The organism is Anabaena sp. FACHB-595 (genome assembly GCF_048568275.1).
Taxonomy (GTDB): Bacteria; Cyanobacteriota; Cyanobacteriia; order Cyanobacteriales; family Nostocaceae; genus Trichormus.
Window position 1 is genome coordinate 2,690,907 of record NZ_CP183473.1, and the last position, 18,421, is coordinate 2,709,327.

Sequence of the window (18,421 nt, forward strand, 5' to 3'; positions counted from 1 at the left end):
GTTAATCATATATTTGCAGGTTTTCTTTCTCTAGGTAAGTTAAGACATGATCTTTTATAGGTATAGCTATATATTTAAAGAATAATTCCGGCTAATTACTGACTAAGAGCTTTTATTTTTTACAAAAATTGATATTATAAATAATTAACTTGCCGCTAATTTAAAAACTAAATATAATTGATAGAAATTCATGATGTAATTGAATTAATTTCTGATATAAGCATGGCTAAACGATCTCTCCAAGCCTCGGATGAAGGTATTAGGAAAGCCAAAAGAGCTTTTAATCATAAAGGTTGGACACAAGAATATCTAGCCAGTCAAGTTGGACTAGATAGTCGCCAACCAATTTGGAAGTTTTTTTCTGGCAAACCTGTTGCCCGGCATATATTCCATGAAATTTGCTTTAGCCTAGCCCTAAATCCAGAAGAGATTGTTCAAACACCAGAATTTGAACCAGATGAACACTTAGAAACCCAACAGATACTAGAAGGTCAAAACTCTACAGTCATTGAATCTTTAGTGACTAAAATACGTGCTGCCCACTCAGAAAAAATTCAAAATCAATGTGGTACTATCCGGTTGTTAGATGTTGCGCGTACCGTAGAATTGGATGAATTATTTATTGAGGTCAATGTATTAGAAGAAATTACTAATCAAAGATGGCTGGATATTTCAGAGTTACAAAAGTCTGATAATAAAGCTTTAAACGAATTTGTATTAGAGGAAGTTACTACTAAAAAAATTACAGGACTACAAGCTATTGAGAAATTTTCTAAGCTTTTTGTCTTTGGCAATCCAGGTGCGGGAAAAACTACTTTTTTGCAATCAATCGCCACACTTTGTAACCAAGGTAAATTTCAGCCTCAACGTGTTCCTATTTTTATTAGCCTGAAAGATTTTGCCGAAAATATTGACTACGATGATAAAAACCCTTTATTAAGCTATTTAATTGAGGAATTAAGTATTTGTAAAATAGCTCAACAGGAAGTAGAAGAATTACTTCATAAAGGTAAAGTTTTAATTTTACTAGATGGATTGGATGAAGTTGCAGATAAATATACGGATAAAATCAATAAAACAATTAGTACTTTTTTGGATATTTTTTATAAAAATGTAGTAATTATCAGTTGTCGAATTGCATTTAGGCATCAAAAATTTAAAGGTTTTGCTGAAGTACAAATTTCTAAATTTACAAAATCACAAATATCAGATTTTGCTAATAAATGGTTTGCAGCTTTTGCTAAAAATAATACCCGGTTAAAGAAAACATTAGCCTCTAAATTTATTGATAAAATAACCCTTCCGGAAAATCGACTAATCCAAAATCTAGCATCCACACCTATTTTATTAAACCTCACCTGTTTAGTATTCCAATATCTCGGCGATTTCCCTACTAAGCGGTCTGAAATTTATCAGCAAGGTTTAGAGCTATTACTAGTACGTTGGGACGAAGCCAAAGGAATCAAAAGAGATGAAGTTTATGCTAATTTAACCTTAGCCCAGAAAATTAAGTTGCTTAGTTATATCGCTGCCACTTTTTTTGAAAAGGGCAATTACTTTTTTGAAGAAAACATCATTTGTCAATTAATAGCTGACTTTTTATATCTGTTACCAAATGCACCAACTGATTTAGAAGCTTTACAAGTAGATAGTAAAGCTGTGCTTAAAGCAATGGAGTTACAGCATGGATTATTAGTTGAACAAGCTAGGGGCATTTATTCTTTTTCTCATTTAACATTTCATGAATATTTTACCGCCAGATTTCTTGCTAACAGCGACCATAAAAAATTAGAACAAATTGCCGATTGTTTAATTGATAAGCGATGGTGTGAAGTTATATTGCTCACATCGGAAATTATCAAATCCTTTGAGGACTTATTCCAGCTAATCAAGCAACAAATTGATAAGTTAGCAGTTGCAGATGAAACAGTAAAACTTTTTCTCACTTGGGTAATGAACAAGTCCTCAACAGTTATTTCCAATTATCATTCGTCTGCTGTACGTGCTTTTTACTTTACCCTAGCCTTACCTCCAGATTATGCTTTATCACGTAACCAAACTCTAGCTACAGTTTTAGATAGTCATTTAACAGGAAAACTAGCTGATGATTTAGCTTTGGATTTAGCTTTAAGTCATATTTTTGCAGTTAGCATTTCTTTGACTCCAGAGCTTTTCTGCAAGCGTATATCTGCTCTCAAATTAGCTCTTGATATTGATTATTTACTACAATCACATTCATCCTTAGATGAATCGCTACAAAACCTCAAACAAGAACTGCCTAGTTCACAACAAGATAAAGAGATATTAAAAGCATGGTGGCAATCTCATGGGCAATCTTGGACAACACAGTTAAAAGAAGTAATCAAAATACATCGCCAAATGGATTGCGCTTGGCAATTTACTGAGAAACAATTACATTTAATTCAAAAATACTGGGAGGCAAACAACTTATTAGTATATTGTTTTAATACCGCTAGCAATGTTACTCCCAATTTAAAAGAAATTATTAAAGAATCTTTGATTTTACCTCCAGAACAAACAGAAATAACCACTCTAAATAATGTTTGAAATTTAAATTTTTCAGGCTGCATCAAGTTTTAAAATCAACTCAATATTGCTTTATATCTATGCGCTGTTATACCAATTCACAAGATATTTGAGACAGTCGCTACGTTGATACGCATCTGGTGCATTTTTTTCGGGAAATGGTATTACAGGAGTTTTAGAAGATTTTTGAAACATAAAAAAGGCTCAAGTAACGTAAATGTGACACTGTTACTTGAGCTATGTCTAAATCATAAACTTATGAAATTGGTACCCATTTTAACGCGAGTCTTTTTTGACCTCTCCCCCAGCCCCTATAAAGAGCTAAAAATTTAATCTGGGCGCTGTTCTGTGAGAACTTTATAAGCATAGTTGAAATCATCGGTAGTAATCTTGATTTCAGAAGGGTCTGTCAATCCTTGGGAGCGAAAACGACGAATTGCTTCTACCGCCGCTTGATTGCACAGTAAAGTTAAATCTGCACCATTCCAATCTTGGGTCATCTCTGCCCAATAGTTGAAATCCACACCGTCTAGGGGTCGTCCTTGGCTATGGACTAGGAGAATTGCCAGACGACTAGCTAAATCTGGTAAATCTACCTTCATCTGTAAATCTAAGCGTCCGGCGCGTAACAAAGCTGGGTCAAGGGCATCGGGTCGATTGGTCGCCCCAATTACTAAGATGGTGCTGCCTACTTCTATGCCATCCAACTCTGTGAGCAATTGTCCAACTACGCGATCGCTCACTCCCGAATCACCACTAAAACTGCCCCGTGCTGGAGCTAAAGTATCGATTTCATCAATAAATACAACACAAGGCTCTGCTTGACGCGCCTTGGCAAATAATTCCCGTACTGCTTGTTCACTTGCACCCACCCAACGACTGAGTAACTCTGGGCCGTTGACACCAATAAAATTAGCTCTGGCTTGGGAAGCAACGGCCTTAGCTAATAAAGTTTTTCCTGTCCCTGGCGGCCCCCACAGTAAAATGCCTTTTGGTGCTAGTGCTTTGGTTTGCAAATACAGTTCTGGATATAACAGCGCTCCTTCCACTGACTCCCGTAGGGTTTGCTTAATCGTATCCAAACCACCAATATCGTCCCAGGCGATGTGAGGAACTTCGACTTCCACGCTTCGTAGTACAGCTGGTTTGATTTCTTTGAGTGCTTGCAAAAAGTCAGCTTGGCTAACTGTCATATTCTCTGGAACTGCACTTTCAACCGAAGGCATTTGACGGCGCAGAGCAGTATAAGCAGCCTTTTGACAGAGGGCTTTTAAGTCAGCCCCCACAAATCCCACAGATCGTTCGGCGATCGCATCCAGGTCAACTGTTTCTTCCAAAGGCATGGCACGGGTGAGAATTTGCAGAATATCTCTGCGTCCTTTCACATCTGGCACACGAAACTGGACTTCCCGGTCAAATCGCCCCGGACGGCGCAAAGCTGGGTCAAGATGGTCAGGACGGTTAGTCGCAGCCAGTACAATCACACCTTGACTGTGGGAAAAACCATCCATCAGGCTTAACAGTTGGGCTACAAGACGTTTTTCTACTTCCCCTTCTACTGCACTCCGGTCAGGAGCTAAACTATCGATTTCATCAATGAAAATAATACAAGGAGCATTCTTAGCAGCCTTTTCAAAAATACCCCGCAGTCTTTGCTCGGCTTCACCATAATATTTGCTGATAACTTCCGGCCCCACCAGCGCAATATAGTTAACACCAAGTTCCTCAGCCAAACCACGAGCAGTTAGAGTTTTACCAGTGCCAGGAGGCCCAACTAAAAGTACACCCCGCGTAGGTTCCAACCCCAATTTTGCCAGGAGGTCAGGGCGTTTTAAGGGAATAGCGATTAATTCCTTAAGTTCTTTAACAACCTCACCCAGCCCGCCAACATCTTTCAAAGAATTACCAGAAGGCGCATCCGGTGGAACAACAACATCAGAACTGTCTCCATTCCCTGAATCAGAATTAGGAGAGGGTTGGGTACGAATACGGCTTGTACCAATATCATTAGCCATATTATTAGGACGCGGGATATTTCCAGTTCTAGGAATACTGCTCATAGAACGAGAGTTAATCTGGAAATCAGTCTTAATTTCTCCTTTCTCTGCTTTTTCTTCTAAAGTTTTGACTAATTCAATTAACTGTTCAAATCCCTTGAATAAATCACTCATAGCATCACTCCAAAAATCTCAAAAACCTTACTTTTTCCGCCTTTATCTTTTATTAGCAGTTAATTCCTCGACTTCAAATAAAAGACTAGCCGCGCCTTTAACTCGGTCTATAGCCTCCACCGAACGGGGTAATCCAGGTAGGCGAATCATAGTTTGTTCTGGAAATAAACTATGATCAATTTCCACTTCTGGACTATAGCGATTCTGCACTATATAACGCTGACTAACCCCCATGTTTTTTAAAGACTCTGTTAAGCGTATATGTTCAGATATGATGGCTACTTCTGACTGAATCACCCCAACAAATTGAGTATGTTGAAAATTCTTTAACTTCTTTTGTGCTTGTACAACTTGCTGACGTAAATTTCGTAAACGTCCAATGAATTCCACTCTACCCAAAACATCTTGATATTTTAGCCACAGTTTAAATATCCAAGATAACCAATCACCTAAAGCCGATGGCATTTCTAAAAATCGCAGAAGATGACCTGTTGGCGCAGTATCTAAAATGATTAAATCTTGCTGGTTACTATCTAACAAATCCATCACAGTAATTAGAGATAGCATCTCATCAATACCCGGTAAAGCTTGAGACATAATCTGTCGCCATGCCTCCGGCACATAGGCAACATTCACTGTTGTATTTGCTTGTGAACCTTCGCCACTAATCATATCTGCCAATTCCCAAAGATAATCTCTACGGAATTGTTCTAAAACTCTGTTGGCATCAATTTCTTGCCCACTTAAATTCGAGGTTAAAGATATAGGCTCATGTCCTAAATCCTTGCCAAAAGCATCTCCTAAAGAATGTGCTGGGTCTATAGAAATTACCTGAATTTTTTTATCTGGATGTTGTTGAGCAGAAGCCCAAGCTATGCCGGCGGCTACCGTTGTTTTTCCTACACCTCCTTTACCGCCAATAATAATTAATTTGCATCCTTCGTTAATAAAATCATGAAAGCTAGGTAAAACTTGAGTAGGCCATTGAATAATTGGTGGCGGCACAAGTTCAACACTGGCAATTTTTTGAATTTGGGATGCTAGAGAATCTAATGCCACCCCACCCAAGGGTTCTACTCTTTGTTGTGGTACGATAAAAACAGGCTGATTAGTATTAAGATTTAAGTACTTAGTAAGTAAATTTTGCTGTTCAGCGTAACGGTCTAGTTCTAACTCCGAATTTAGTAAAATGTGATTAATAAATAATCCAGCGTAGGGAACATCTAATGTTTCTAGGCTATTTAAAAATCGCTCGGTTTCAGAAAAACACATGGGTTCAGAAATACCCACTACCAAACAACCAGTAAATTTTTCATCTTGCAGTAAGCGTCTGCCTTCTGCTAATTGATGTTTCATCTCTACTAAAAAGTTATCGACTTCATCAGCCGTATAACTACCTTTAAAACTTTGGGTAATTACCCGATGTTTTTCTTGAAACAGTTCTAGGGAATTTAAAATAACATCTAAAAAATCTTTGAGGCGTAACAAATTTAGGGTATGACCAGAAGGAGCCATGTCTATAACTACACGATCTGCCTCATTGTCAGCTAGTAGGCGCTGAATTTCTAGCAAACCCATTAATTCATTCAAGCCAGGCCAGTTTAAATCCCATACTGGTGCTAAATCACCTCCATCAGCTAAACTGCCTCTCTCCACAAGTATTTCTAAAAAGTAACTATATTTTGCTTTAAATTCCAACAACAATTTTTGAGCATCCAACGCCTGAACACTCAAGTTAGGTAAGTCTGTTACTGCTAATGCAATATCTTTAACTTCTGATTGCAATACATCCCCTAAAGAATGTGCAGGATCTGTAGAAATTAACAGAATTTTTTCTTGAGGAAACTTTCTGGCCCAATAACGTGCAAAGCTGCAAGATATGGTAGTTTTACCAACCCCACCTTTGCCGCTAAACATAACTAGATGCAATGAATCATAGTAGTCCATCATGAAATTAAAAATTCCTTGATAAATTTATTAGTAGAAATTAAACAAAGTGATAGGGTGGTAGAGGTTCTCCCAAGATTAAATTCCAATGAGGGCATTTTTCTTGTAGCGTTAACACTTGTTTGAAGAGTAAAGTTTTATCATGGCGATCAACTAAAAGATGAAGCCGTACTTCTTCTACATAATCTTGAATGATCGCAGATGAGCGATAAACATCCATTATTAAATTGATCAGATGATTTTTCTCCCTATTTTGATCACCAATAAAGTTTTTTTGATGTTCATAATGTAGTTTTTTCGCCAAAAAGTAATCTCTGCCATTTCCCCCTGATACCTTAGCGAGTTCTTCAAATTTACGAGGAATGAGCTTTAAAGTATATTCAGTTTTTCCTTGAATATGATCGAGTTTCTTTTGATATTCCTGAGCATGAGACTCTATATGATTTAGTAATGTCTCTTCGGAATTGAAATAAGTGCCAAAACGTAGAGGTAAAACTGTTGTCTGCTGAGATAGCTCACAAATGACGCGATCGTGAGCTAAAACCATCTTGATAACTTCCTCGTCATTATTTTGGCTAGATTCTAAGGATATTCCCGGTTCCACGACGGCTGAGAGCTTATGGCCATGAATCAGGAGTAATTGACCCAGATTGCCAGATGGTAGACGTAAAGGAATATCAGGAGTATTTAGAAAAGCATAAGTGTAAAAATTTGGCGATCGCATTATTCCACCCAGGTAAAAAAACTTAAATATTCTATTTTATTGCTGCCAGAACAAATATCTTGTCATAGAAATATAAAAACATCTGAATTTGATTAAACTATTTACATCTTTAAAATCTTAGTTATAATGCTATCAATTATTCAGGTATTTCCAATGACAAAAGTACGTAATCGGGGCATAATCAGACCTAAAATCACTACAATGCCTAGAAATAAATCTGAGGCTTCCAGTCAATTAGAACTTTACAAATTAGTAACAGAACAACAGAGAATTAAACAAGAGTTGGCTTTTATCGAACAGAGGACAGTACTACTTAAGCAACGATTATCTACGCTTAAAACCCAGATAGAAGGTACAGAAAGGAGTATTAATCATTTGCGTCATTCTGAGCTAAAATATTCTCGGATAGCACTACCAAAAATATTCAGTGAAACTAATAATTACCAAGCATTTGATATCGAATATTAAACTATTAACCCGCGAAAGCGGGTTTTTAATAGTTTAATTTAACTGATTAAGTAGCTAAGTGTACATAAATCAAAGTTTGTAAGAAAAACTTGTCCCTGAGCGCTGCAAATCAAAATAACACTTAATCAAGGTGATAAAACTAAATCCTCTTTATCTTCGTATTCCTCGCTAAATCTAGATTGGTCTTGATAAACTGGATTTTCTTCAGATGCTAATATAAAAATAGGTTGCACATCTAAATCATCATCTTCCTCAGACTCTGCATTGAGGCGCTCTTCTGCTTCTAAAGCTTGAATTTTCAAGAGAATCTCTTCTTCTTGTATATCAAATTCTTCTTCAGAAATTTCACCCATATCAAATTTTAATTGCAGACTTAATAATTGCTTATGTAGATTTTCTTGAGCATCAAATTCAGTATTGGTACGTTCTTGAATTTGTTCTCCAATCCACATAAGTCCATTAATTGGCCCCATAACAGGCAATAACAAGATTTTACCTAGCATTGTATAACTCCTATCAAGAAATTTGAGCAAATGTATAAGGTGCTGTAAAGTTGTTGTAGCGAATGCGTAAACGTTCATCGAATTTGTGATCAATAGATTCGACTTGTTGGCTAAATATAGATTCGTTTTCCCAAGGGATCAAAAATGCCGCATTATAAATCATGTCTTCTGTCATTGGATCACTTTCAATAACCTCATCTGCTAAGGGTTTTAGCTCATCAAAAAAGACTTGAATTATAGATTCCTTGCGACTTAGTAAATTACTTTCAATTAATTGTCCAATGTGTATTACCTCCTCCATACTTAATGCCTTTCCTTCCATTTGGTCGCGCTTCTGCTTTAAGTCTTGATGAGAATCCATCATTGCTTGTAATTCAGCTTTGCTATCCCAAAAAATCTTCACACTAACCTCCCGTCTCCCAGCTAATTTCTGGAATAGCTCTCTTAATTGTGCTTTATATGGTTGAAGTAGTTGTGTAACTACCGTTTCCCAATTTTTGACAACTAATCCAAAACGCAAGGGTAACAAAGTTCTAAATCCAGCGTGCATCGCTTGTTCTAACACCTTTTCATGGCTGATTAAATTCCGCCGAGATGCTAAATATTTTTCTTGTTTTGCTTCTGAATATAAAAACGTAAATCCATCAATAATTTGACTATAGACCAGTTGAGAATCCAATCCTTGAAGAGTAACTGTTTCTGGGATTGGGTCGGGAAAAATACCGTATAGATAAAGACCAGAACTCATAAAATTCAAAATTCAATTAGGGTGAGAATTGCCCGTGATGCGTAGATTAAGGTGGGTATTACCCACCTGACTTTCCTCTGTTCTCTTTTACTTATAATTACAACGGTCTTGAGGTTAAAACTAAGCGCAATTTAGCGTGAATGAGATTGAGTTGAGCTAAACCTAAATCTATTTCACCATCTACAACAATTCCTGTGTTTAATAGACGGTCTAGCAGTTCCAGCACAGAAGGTTTATTTCCTATCTCACCCGGATAATAAGATCCTGGGGAAGGTAAAAGAGTACCAACATCACCTAAATTTATATTTAAGTCTGCGGGTTCAATCTCAAAAATATGACACAGATTTAGAACTTGTTCTTCTAGTTTTTGCAAACTTTCACTTGCTTGTTCTAGCTCAGATTCGCTAAGACAGTCCTGTTCCATGCGCCGAATTACTTGTGCCTCCATCAGCTGGCGTATTAGTTCCACTACAGTCAAAAGTAAAGGAGCTAAACCTGCTTTGCTGTTAGCTTTAGAAGTGGTAGGTAGCAAATTAGGGGACTTTTCAACTGGAGTACAAACCATTGTCATGATGCTATCTACCTTTTCTAAATTTCTTGAATTCGATTCAATCCAGGCTAATCCCAATTCAAAATCCAGAAAATTGCTATAAATTTAACCTGGGTTACTTGGGGATTTCCAGAATCTGACTAAGCCTCAAGTTGGGAGTTATCTCCTTCTTGACTATTTACTTCATACATTGGTTGTAAATCTTCTGGATTGTTAGCTGTTAATGTCGTTTCTTCTTTCGCCGCAGACGTGAGTAAACGTAGTTGTGTTTCTAGACTTTCTAGCCGTTGTTGCAGTTGTTGGTTTTCTTCAACTAAGCGTTGCGATTTGCTACTGAGATAGGGGTCATTTTCCCACCAATTGATACCCATCTCACGGGCTTTATCAACTGAAGAAATTAACAGGCGAATCCTAATATGTATGAGTTCAGTTGAGGCAATAGATATAGAAATATCACCAGCAATCACAATACCTTTATCCAAAACTCTTTCGAGAATATCCGCTAAGGTAGAACCTTGTGTAGAAGTGGGAATTACTCGATTTGAGTTAGTCTGAGGACGTGTTGGGTGTATGGGGGTAGTAGTCACGATTGATTCGGCTCTTCAATGGTATATACATGATTGTTCTTGCTTACTAAGCCTTTCTGCTCTAAAGAGTTGAGAGCATTGGTGGCTACAGTCCGGCTGAGTTCAAATTCCTGTTGAACTAGAGCTAAGGCTGCACTCTTGTACTGTTGTAAGTAGAGATAAATTTCCTGCTCAAATGGAATAGAATCTTCTACACCTGGTTGTTCGAGAACTTCAGAATCAAGAGTACCAAAATGAGAATCGATGATGGTGGGAAACCCGCCTTCTGCGATCGCATCTGTATCCTCTGGTATAATACTGTTCTTGAACTCCTCTATTTGCTGTAAGTCTAGATGGTTCAGTAATTCGAGGAAAATCGTTGCAGCTTCGCTAGCAGACCAATTCGTACGGTTGAACAACACATCTGCACAGATTTCTCGAAAATCAGAGCTTTGTGGCGAAACTAAAATATTGTGTTCGGCACATACCTTAGCAATCATCAAACAAGACCGCAAGCCAGAAGTCTTCTCCCCACCTGTACGTGAGCGAAATGCTTTTACTAATCGCACGATTAACAGAGCATCTGCTCTATTGAGTGCGGTTTTTTGAGCTAATATCTCGGTTTGAGTTAGCTCATCCGGCTCTGGCATATTAATAGTTACCAACCGATCCATTAAAGCATCCTGAGTCGAGTGGACTCCGCAGTACTCTTCTGGATTAGAAGTAAAAATAGCTCGAAATTGGGGATTAACGTGCAAGTATTCTGGCTGATTACTACTAGGAGGAAGAGTCAGAATCTTTTCTTCTAAAGCTGAGAGTAACACGTTATTTACTTCTGGTCTAGAACGGTTAAATTCATCGTAGACCAAGGTGAAACCTTCTCTACAAGCTAGAGTTAGTCTAGAATCAACCCAATTTTGTTTAAATTCATCTTCGACTTTAAGAACACTGTGAATGTAATTGTCCAGTAACTTTTTATGGGTATAACCGGATTCACTACCAATCAAATCAGAACTTTTAAATTCATCATCTCCGAAAATCAACATGATTGGTCGATCCAAACAGTTAGCCAAGTGCATGGCTAAAGTCGTTTTCCCTGTACCGGCTGGGCCTCGTAAGTGAATAGCAAATCCTGATGTGAGATAACGTAACGCCCGAATTGCTACCTGCTCAATTGCAGGTGTAACGACAAATTGACCGGGACGGACGCGCAGAACAGCTCTTTTCTTGTTATTTGCAGTCAGAGTCATAGATTAGGATGATGAACAATTACTTTGCCAGACAAAAAAATTAGATCCTCAATATTGCAATTCGTAACTTTGATATGCTACGATTGGTAAATAAGGTATCAATAACGAAAGCTCATTTTATTAGTTCCCAAAAGTGAACTAAATAAACAACCTCTAGTCTCGATAACTTCCTTGCAATAAATTAATAGATAGCATAGGATATCTAAAGTTTTATACTAAAACTCATTGTTGAATCTGCCCCCTTTTCTGACCAGTTGTTTAACTGTAAGATTAGGGGGTTTTACTATTTAGTCTAATTCGCCAACAGATTACCAATTCTCGAAAATAGATCTACAAATGGGTAGCACGGAGCAGGAGAAACCGATCTGTAGACTTAAATTTTAGAGAAAGGGTGTTAACTCCTTTAGTTAGAGTTTTGACTGATGACTAAAATGTGCCAAAAATACTAGCAAACAAATCCTTACGAAATTGTTGCAGATATTGACTTTGTGCTTTGGCTTGCTCAGTTCTGTTTTTTGCTGTTTCTGCTAGAAACTCTTGGGTGGTCTGTTCTAGATTTTGGTGAAACTTATGCAAAAAATTTGCCTGTGCTTCAGCTTGAGCAACCCTTTGTGTTGTGGTTTCTGTTAAAAACTCGTGGGTTGTCTGCTCCAGATTTTGGTGGAACTGATGTAGCTGTTGCGCTTGCTGTTTGGCTTGCTCTTGTCTGTGTGCTGTTGTAGCGGACAAGAATTCATGAGTCTCTCTAAATAGTTGAGTTACTTCCTCAGCTATCGACCGATGCTCTTGCCGGATTCTTACCATTAAAGCCGTCATGAGGTTCTCCGCAATATTATGACAATCGTCAATTAACTACATTTACTGGATAACGGCTATCCAATAAATGTAGCTAAAACAATACTTATACTTACGCTTTGTCCCTTGATAAATCTGATTGGAAAGCATCAAAATACTTGCCAAAAACAGATTATAAACCAGAATTATTTAAGTAATAATTCTGATTTTTTACACCTACTTAATAATTAAGCAGGCATAGCGGCGGATTGTGTTAGACCTACAGCTTCTGCATATTTCAGGTAGGTTTCAACGGAAGCAATGACGATACGAGCTTCGATTGCAAGTAGTTCAATACCAACTAGAGAAACACGTACCCAAGCATCTACGACGATACCTTTATCTAAGATACGGTCAATAACTTCTGCCAAGCTTGAAGAAGAATTGGTTTTTTCGACTGCCATGATTTTGTACCTTAAGCTATTGTTGTGTTTACATTTATCTGGTCGGGAGTAGAATATCTTAATTTCCTATTAAGAATTAAGATATTCTCGAATCTACTTAATAATTAAGCAGGCATAGCGGCGGATTGTGTTAGACCTACAGCTTCTGCATATTTCAGGTAGGTTTCAACGGAAGCAATGACGATACGAGCTTCGATTGCAAGTAGTTCAATACCAACTAGAGAAACACGTACCCAAGCATCTACAACGATACCTTTATCTAAGATACGGTCAATAACTTCTGCCAAGCTTGAAGAAGAATTAGTTTTTTCGACTGCCATTATTTTAGACCTTAACTCATTGTTGATTGTTTTAGTATTAAGCTCGGCGTTCGCTTTACTCGCTACTGAATTAATATTAGACACAGGTTTTTCGGATGTAAATACTTTGCAAGTATAAAAAGCTTTAAAAAATGTAAAGACGAAAATAATTTAACACTAAATGAGAGTTTTAATGTTGATTATATGTTTATTTTGCATAGGTTTTTATGCGAATGTAAGTTTTAAATTGCAACATTGTTTGTTTTGTATACTTTGACGTAAACTTTAAAAATTAGTCAGGCTTTACAATTATTTTCCGGAAAAATATAAGTTTGTGGTGTCACCTTTCTTTGACGGGTAATTTAATCAGTAAATACACAGTAATTTTTTCTAAATCTGTTTTTTAAATTAGGTAGTATTGCTATTACTTAAATCTTTAGGAAATAACATAGGATATCTTCAATAATTATTTTGAGACAAAAACAATGTCTATAGAAGCTACTTCTGATCCAGTACGCCAAGAAGCCTTCGCCGGCTTAATTGCTCATTTCGTGAATCAAGGTCATCCAGTCCAATATGCTCAATCAATGGCAACTGCCATTATTTTTCAAACAGACCTAGATTTAAGAAATGCCCAACTGTCCCGTCTTTTAAACTGGTTGAAACAGGAACACCAAGAGATATATGCTTCTTCTCTGGTTATAGTTGAAAAAACCCGTGAGGAATTTGAACACCGGGTTCAAGAAGGTTAGTTCCAATAGTACTTGTCAGCTTAGATTCACAGACTAAGTAAAACTTAGTCTGCTATATCAATCTCAGGGCATACCCTGCGGCTATGGCTTTGTAGCATGATCTGAAGAACCAAAGGAATCAAATTTTTGTGGCGACTATTGTCTATATGTAAATTGCTCCAGGCGATCGCCTAAGGTTGGGTCTAGTCTATCACTGTGTTAAGTTACATTGAGACAAAGTGCAACATTGCGCCTTGAAGTAGTGGCGAGTTCATTGGTGATGGCGGAACCATCCAACCTAGAGATAGCTTTTCGCTCACCAGAGTCCATACCTGCAAACATAAATATATAAATATCAATATCTCCTAATGAATGGTTAACACCATTTACAGCATTTCTGACCTGGGAGCCATAGATAACAATGATCTAAGGCCACAGTAGGATATGAATTTATGATTTACATTTCTATACCAATTAATTACAGTATTCTCTGGCTTAGTTATCTTAGCCTCTAGTTATAGTTGATACAAAAATCAAGTGCTATCATGGTGCCAAATTTATGTGAGAACACCATGATTACTGACGGCTTAATTTTCCTAGCTCTAAGCTCAGAATAGCTTTATAGGGATATTTATTAAAAATTTCTCGATTGTACACAGGACAAAATAAAACTCCTTTGACACAATAGTACAGAAAATATGAAGTATCTAATATTTTCATATTTCTACGTATATTGCTGTCTAATTGTACTGTCACATAAGTAACCAAATCAATTACATACAACTCTATGAACCTGAATAATCCTTTGGAGATGATGCAAACAAGTTTTCATACAGCTTTAGGCGCTGTTAGTGAATTAACTACTCTCCTGCAAAAACCCCAAAAACTGCCCAATTACCTTACCCAAATTCAACAAAAACCGGAGCAATTATTCCAAGATTTTGCAGTAAAAGGCAAAAATATGGAACAAGATGCAGCGAGTTTTTTCCAAAATTACTTTTGTGGCGGTGGAAACAAATCACCATACCCCAAATATATAGAACGAGCCGATGGACAGGCGTTTAATCAACCCTATGAAATCAAAGGAACAAAAATGTATGCCTTTGTCGTTGAAGGATCAATGGCAAAGTTGCAAGAGGTGTGTGATAAATATCTCAATGATCCCAATAACGGAGAGATTGAATATCGCCCAGCGATGAACTATCTCATCCTGACATTCAACAAGATAGATTCTTTAAGTTCCATCTATCCGCCAGACTACGACAAAGGAACCGTATTTGAAGAAGAAGCAATTTTTTGGATGTTAACGGTGGTGGGTAAAAGAGTCGGCCCTTTATTTATAGCCGAACGCCTGGCTTGGTTTATGCCTTACCTGTACGTGAATAATTCTCCTATCCTTGTTTCTGGTAGGGAAGTCTACGGTTTCTTTAAACAACTTGGCACATTTCAGATTCCCGACTTAAATCAAGAACCAGAGTTATTGACCGTAGACACTTTAGTATTTAAAGACTTTTCACCTACAAGCAAATCTATAGATGCTCGCCTGTTGGAAGTTAAACGCATCAGTACAGGAGAGAAACATGAAGCTATCAAAACATGGGACACTTTTGAAGAAGCAGTGAGAGCGATCGCTAGTTTATTATTTGACAATAACGAAATTATCCTTCCTGGCTTACAGTTACCCTTCAATCTCCTCGAATATCTCCTCGCAAAAATCGTTCCCCTTGTTACTCTCAAACAAATCCGCGACGTAGAAAATAGTAAAAAAGCCTGCTATCAAGCACTTATCGAATCGCCAATGCAACTCCAAACTTTCTATGGCGGAAAACTCTTTGGCTTCAATAATTTTGGCGACCAGTTTCAATTAAAAATCAATAATTTCGCTAGCCAACCAATTGTCCAGGATTTAGGGCTATACAAGGGTTATTCTCCAGGCAGTGAATCCATAAATATTCCCGTCAAGCTTGGTTTTGTCCTGAATTTCGACTTCACCCTCAAAGATGGTAAAACCGTTTGGCAAGCACCACAGCAATAGTTATAAGTGCTGTTAGGTAGCGGTAGTGGGGCATTCAGCCCGTGATGAGGAAGAGGTCATTACTTCTTCTACTACCTTCCTACGTCTATACCTGTCGGCTATCTCCCCCTCCCTTCATACTTAGCAAAGAAAGAAAAACAACCATGTCTAAAGCTTTTCAACCAAAAAAAATCGCTATCTTAGGAGGTGGAATGGCATCCCTAAGCACCGCCTACGAATTAACCAGTCAACCAGGATGGGAAAGTCTCTACGATATTACTATTTATCAAACCGGGTGGCGTTTGGGCGGTAAATGTGCGACTGGACGCAATATCAAACCCCATACAGCTGATTGTGAACCAGACTACCGGATCGAAGAACACGGACTGCACATTTTTTTTGGATTCTATGAAAATGCCTTTCGTCTGCTAAAGCAATGTTATGACGAACTTGGTGGTAACGGGCCTTTTCACACCATAGAAGATGCCTTCAAACCCCACAGTCTAATTGTTTTAGAAGAGTACATTAATCAAAAATGGGTAAGTCTACCTTTTGATTTTCCGACAAACTCTCTCGTTCCCTGGGAAGGTGACGGTATTTCTTCTCTCTGGGAACATATCTGCACTACTATCAAATTCGTCATTCAGACTTACGCAGAAATTGATAATTACAATCAGTCTAATTCATCTCCAAGTTCCTCAGCATCTCTTGCCAAACAAATAGCATTAGGCAAGGAGGTCATAGAATTTTTAACAGATAGTAGTCTTTTGCAGTTCCCTAGCCAATTGCTTCAGTTATTTCTCCAAGCACCCAGCTTTTGGGGAGGATGGCTGAAAAATATCAACCAATATGTTATCGATATTATTCAAGGCCTAGACTTGACTTCCGAAACAGTTTTTTTAAACCTCGTCGATAACCTAGTGCAATCACTGCCTAAAAATACCAAAACTCACAGACGCGAACATCATAAGTTAATTCTCCGGTTAGTAGACCGCTTTCAAAAACACTTGAGCCGTCAGATAGAATCTAAAATTAGTCAAAATCCTGACATCTTCTGGCGGTTAACACTCATCGACTTAGCATTAGCTAACATCCGGGGCTTATTTGTGGATGAGGTCATAAATTTTCGCTCTCTAGAGAGTCTAGATGAGTATAACTACAGAGATTGGCTACGAAAAAACGGAGCTAGAGAATCCAGCGTTAAATCAACATTTATTCGCGTTCTATACGATTTAGTCTATGGCTTTCCCGAAGGCAACACTAATAAACCACAACTAGCAGCAGGAACAGCAATCCGTATCCTCACCACTATCTTGTTCAAATATAATGGTGCGATCATGTGGAAAATGCAATCAGGAATGGCGGATGTAGTCATCACACCACTATATGAACTACTAAAGCGTCGCGGCGTAAAATTCCAGTTCTTCCATATTGTCAAACAGTTGCATCTAGATAAAGATGAGCAATCGATTGCTAGCATGACTTTAGCTCGTCAAGTTAATTTAAAAAACCCAGAGCAAGAATATCAACCACTCATCACAGTTAAAGATATTCGTTGCTGGCCTAGCGAACCTCTTTATGATCAAATTGTCGATGAAGAAGCGCAAAAACTCCAACAACAAAAAATTAACCTTGAATCACATTGGACACCTTGGGAAAATGTAGACAAAATTACTCTTACCAAAGGTGATGATTTCGATATTGTGTTGCTGGGAATTTCTATAGCCGCCTTACCTTTTATTTGTGGTGAATTGCTCCAAGCTAAAAAAAATCCAGTTCATCAAAAATGGCTCAAGATGCTCAATAACGTGAAGACAGTCACCACTCAAGGTGGACAAATATGGCTCAAGCCTACCTTGTCCCAATTGGGATGGCAAAAACCTAGTCCGGTTTTGGGAGCTTATGTTGAACCCCTTGATGTCTATGCAGATATGAGTGAGGTACTACCAAGAGAAAATTGGCCTTCTGAGCATTACCCTTACAATGTAGCTTATTTTACAGGAGTAATCGCAGATCCTGGGATTCCTCCCCAGACAGAATATGATTTTCCAGCTAAAGCCCAAAAAATAGTAGAGCAACAAGCAATTAACTTTCTTAACAATCACATCGGACACCTTTGGCCTAATGCTACTCACCCCAAAAATCCCCAAGGTTTGAACTGGGATTTACTAATAGATTTTCAAAACCGTCAGGGCGTAGAACGCTTTAAAGCTCAATACTGGCGAATTAACATTGACCCGTCAGAACGCTATGTATTATCTGTACCTGGAAGTACCAAGTATCGACTCAAAACTGATGAATCTGGTTTTGATAACCTCTACCTCACGGGTGATTGGATTGACAACGGTTACAATTCCGGTTGTGTAGAAGCGACGGTAATATCTGCAATGCAAGCTACGCGTGCTATTTTGCAACAATGCTTCCACATAAATTACACCAAAGAAATTATTGGTGAATGGGATTCTTGGCTCTAGGAGTGTATTTAATTTAAATTAGTAAGATATATTTTGACAAACTTGATGAAATTTAGCATTATTGAGTTTGTCAGAACCTATGCCATTTAACATGAACATACCTTTTTAAGGAAAGTTAATTAACTGACTTTAAAAATGAATTTATTATTTCGTTGATAAATAATTATCTCAATACTACACTCACGATTTTA

Annotated in this window: 16 protein-coding genes; 5 read left to right on the forward strand and 11 right to left on the reverse strand. The window is 37.7% G+C overall.

Translation table 11 applies throughout. The features are described 5' to 3' along the window. Positions 1-222 precede the first annotated feature (222 nt). The gene (locus tag ACN222_RS11205; protein WP_010996400.1) at positions 223-2,568 is read left to right on the forward strand and encodes an NACHT domain-containing protein; all 2,346 of its coding nucleotides are present in this window, start codon (positions 223-225) and stop codon (positions 2,566-2,568) included. 308 nt (positions 2,569-2,876) lie between these two features. Here ACN222_RS11205 and ACN222_RS11210 read toward each other — a convergent pair whose 3' ends face one another. The 3 genes from ACN222_RS11210 to ACN222_RS11220 are packed head-to-tail and all read right to left on the reverse strand — an operon-like array spanning position 2,877 to position 7,389. Then, on the reverse strand, positions 2,877-4,718 hold the full coding sequence (locus ACN222_RS11210; RefSeq protein ID WP_010996401.1) for an AAA family ATPase: 1,842 nt from the start codon (positions 4,716-4,718) through the stop codon (positions 2,877-2,879). A 42-nt stretch (positions 4,719-4,760) separates the two neighbouring features. After that, positions 4,761-6,668 carry an ArsA family ATPase gene (locus tag ACN222_RS11215; protein WP_010996402.1) on the reverse strand — a complete coding sequence of 636 codons (1,908 nt, stop codon included), beginning with the start codon at positions 6,666-6,668 and terminating at the stop codon, positions 4,761-4,763. A gap of 37 nt (positions 6,669-6,705) precedes the next feature. Then, entirely contained in the window at positions 6,706-7,389 is a 684-nt protein-coding gene (locus ACN222_RS11220; RefSeq protein WP_010996403.1) for a GvpL/GvpF family gas vesicle protein, read from the reverse strand. A gap of 201 nt (positions 7,390-7,590) precedes the next feature. Here ACN222_RS11220 and ACN222_RS11225 point away from each other — a divergent pair, with 201 nt between their 5' ends. Then, complete coding sequence (locus ACN222_RS11225; RefSeq protein ID WP_231865537.1) at positions 7,591-7,857, forward strand: gas vesicle protein; 267 nt, start codon at positions 7,591-7,593, stop codon at positions 7,855-7,857. Positions 7,858-7,982: 125 nt separating this feature from the next. Here the strand turns inward: ACN222_RS11225 and ACN222_RS11230 are convergent, their stop codons facing one another. The 8 genes from ACN222_RS11230 to gvpA (ACN222_RS11265) all read right to left on the reverse strand — a co-directional run bounded on the left by ACN222_RS11230 (position 7,983) and on the right by gvpA (ACN222_RS11265) (position 13,032). After that, positions 7,983-8,360: a gas vesicle protein GvpG gene (locus tag ACN222_RS11230; RefSeq protein WP_010996405.1), complete on the reverse strand. Its 378-nt coding sequence runs from the start codon at positions 8,358-8,360 to the stop codon at positions 7,983-7,985. Between the two features lie 13 nt (positions 8,361-8,373). Further along, positions 8,374-9,108, reverse strand: a complete 735-nt coding sequence (locus ACN222_RS11235) for a GvpL/GvpF family gas vesicle protein (RefSeq protein WP_010996406.1) — start codon at positions 9,106-9,108, stop codon at positions 8,374-8,376. A 97-nt stretch (positions 9,109-9,205) separates the two neighbouring features. Continuing rightward, a complete protein-coding gene (locus ACN222_RS11240; RefSeq protein ID WP_010996407.1) occupies positions 9,206-9,673 on the reverse strand; it encodes a gas vesicle protein K in 468 nt (155 codons plus the stop codon). A 125-nt stretch (positions 9,674-9,798) separates the two neighbouring features. Continuing rightward, positions 9,799-10,245 (reverse strand): gas vesicle protein, encoded by a 447-nt coding sequence (locus ACN222_RS11245; protein ID WP_010996408.1) that lies wholly within the window; start codon positions 10,243-10,245, stop codon positions 9,799-9,801. Next, positions 10,242-11,474, reverse strand: coding sequence for a gas vesicle protein GvpN (gene gvpN / locus ACN222_RS11250; RefSeq protein WP_010996409.1), 1,233 nt, complete (start codon positions 11,472-11,474; stop codon positions 10,242-10,244). Before gvpN ends, ACN222_RS11245 begins: the two co-directional genes overlap by 4 nt. A gap of 426 nt (positions 11,475-11,900) precedes the next feature. After that, positions 11,901-12,290: a gas vesicle protein GvpC gene (gene gvpC, locus ACN222_RS11255; protein ID WP_010996410.1), complete on the reverse strand. Its 390-nt coding sequence runs from the start codon at positions 12,288-12,290 to the stop codon at positions 11,901-11,903. Positions 12,291-12,496: 206 nt separating this feature from the next. Next, positions 12,497-12,712 (reverse strand): gas vesicle structural protein GvpA, encoded by a 216-nt coding sequence (gvpA, locus tag ACN222_RS11260; protein ID WP_010996411.1) that lies wholly within the window; start codon positions 12,710-12,712, stop codon positions 12,497-12,499. A 104-nt stretch (positions 12,713-12,816) separates the two neighbouring features. Then, positions 12,817-13,032 carry a gas vesicle structural protein GvpA gene (gene gvpA / locus ACN222_RS11265; RefSeq protein ID WP_010996411.1) on the reverse strand — a complete coding sequence of 72 codons (216 nt, stop codon included), beginning with the start codon at positions 13,030-13,032 and terminating at the stop codon, positions 12,817-12,819. Positions 13,033-13,496: 464 nt separating this feature from the next. On the opposite strand from gvpA (ACN222_RS11265), the gene ACN222_RS11270 reads away from it, so the two are divergent. The 3 genes from ACN222_RS11270 (at position 13,497) to ACN222_RS11280 (ending at position 18,230) form a co-directional block, all read left to right on the forward strand. Beyond that, a complete protein-coding gene (locus ACN222_RS11270; RefSeq protein WP_010996412.1) occupies positions 13,497-13,763 on the forward strand; it encodes a hypothetical protein in 267 nt (88 codons plus the stop codon). Between the two features lie 766 nt (positions 13,764-14,529). Continuing rightward, positions 14,530-15,777 carry a hypothetical protein gene (locus ACN222_RS11275; RefSeq protein ID WP_010996413.1) on the forward strand — a complete coding sequence of 416 codons (1,248 nt, stop codon included), beginning with the start codon at positions 14,530-14,532 and terminating at the stop codon, positions 15,775-15,777. Between the two features lie 143 nt (positions 15,778-15,920). After that, a complete protein-coding gene (locus tag ACN222_RS11280; protein WP_044521301.1) occupies positions 15,921-18,230 on the forward strand; it encodes an NAD(P)-binding protein in 2,310 nt (769 codons plus the stop codon). The last annotated feature ends 191 nt before the right edge of the window (positions 18,231-18,421 follow it).

What these genes read in the sequence shown, in the direction of transcription:
- ACN222_RS11270 (WP_010996412.1), top strand. Translation starts at nt 13,497, where the DNA reads ATGTCTATAGAAGCTACTTCTGATCCAGTACGCCAAGAAGCCTTCGCC.
- gvpA (WP_010996411.1), bottom strand. Translation starts at nt 13,032, where the DNA reads ATGGCAGTCGAAAAAACTAATTCTTCTTCAAGCTTGGCAGAAGTTATT.
- ACN222_RS11215 (WP_010996402.1), bottom strand. Translation starts at nt 6,668, where the DNA reads ATGATGGACTACTATGATTCATTGCATCTAGTTATGTTTAGCGGCAAA.
- ACN222_RS11280 (WP_044521301.1), top strand. Translation starts at nt 15,921, where the DNA reads ATGTCTAAAGCTTTTCAACCAAAAAAAATCGCTATCTTAGGAGGTGGA.
- gvpN (WP_010996409.1), bottom strand. Translation starts at nt 11,474, where the DNA reads ATGACTCTGACTGCAAATAACAAGAAAAGAGCTGTTCTGCGCGTCCGT.
- ACN222_RS11275 (WP_010996413.1), top strand. Translation starts at nt 14,530, where the DNA reads ATGAACCTGAATAATCCTTTGGAGATGATGCAAACAAGTTTTCATACA.
- ACN222_RS11235 (WP_010996406.1), bottom strand. Translation starts at nt 9,108, where the DNA reads ATGAGTTCTGGTCTTTATCTATACGGTATTTTTCCCGACCCAATCCCA.
- ACN222_RS11230 (WP_010996405.1), bottom strand. Translation starts at nt 8,360, where the DNA reads ATGCTAGGTAAAATCTTGTTATTGCCTGTTATGGGGCCAATTAATGGA.
- ACN222_RS11205 (WP_010996400.1), top strand. Translation starts at nt 223, where the DNA reads ATGGCTAAACGATCTCTCCAAGCCTCGGATGAAGGTATTAGGAAAGCC.
- ACN222_RS11220 (WP_010996403.1), bottom strand. Translation starts at nt 7,389, where the DNA reads ATGCGATCGCCAAATTTTTACACTTATGCTTTTCTAAATACTCCTGAT.
- ACN222_RS11210 (WP_010996401.1), bottom strand. Translation starts at nt 4,718, where the DNA reads ATGAGTGATTTATTCAAGGGATTTGAACAGTTAATTGAATTAGTCAAA.
- gvpA (WP_010996411.1), bottom strand. Translation starts at nt 12,712, where the DNA reads ATGGCAGTCGAAAAAACCAATTCTTCTTCAAGCTTGGCAGAAGTTATT.
- gvpC (WP_010996410.1), bottom strand. Translation starts at nt 12,290, where the DNA reads ATGACGGCTTTAATGGTAAGAATCCGGCAAGAGCATCGGTCGATAGCT.
- ACN222_RS11240 (WP_010996407.1), bottom strand. Translation starts at nt 9,673, where the DNA reads ATGGTTTGTACTCCAGTTGAAAAGTCCCCTAATTTGCTACCTACCACT.
- ACN222_RS11225 (WP_231865537.1), top strand. Translation starts at nt 7,591, where the DNA reads ATGCCTAGAAATAAATCTGAGGCTTCCAGTCAATTAGAACTTTACAAA.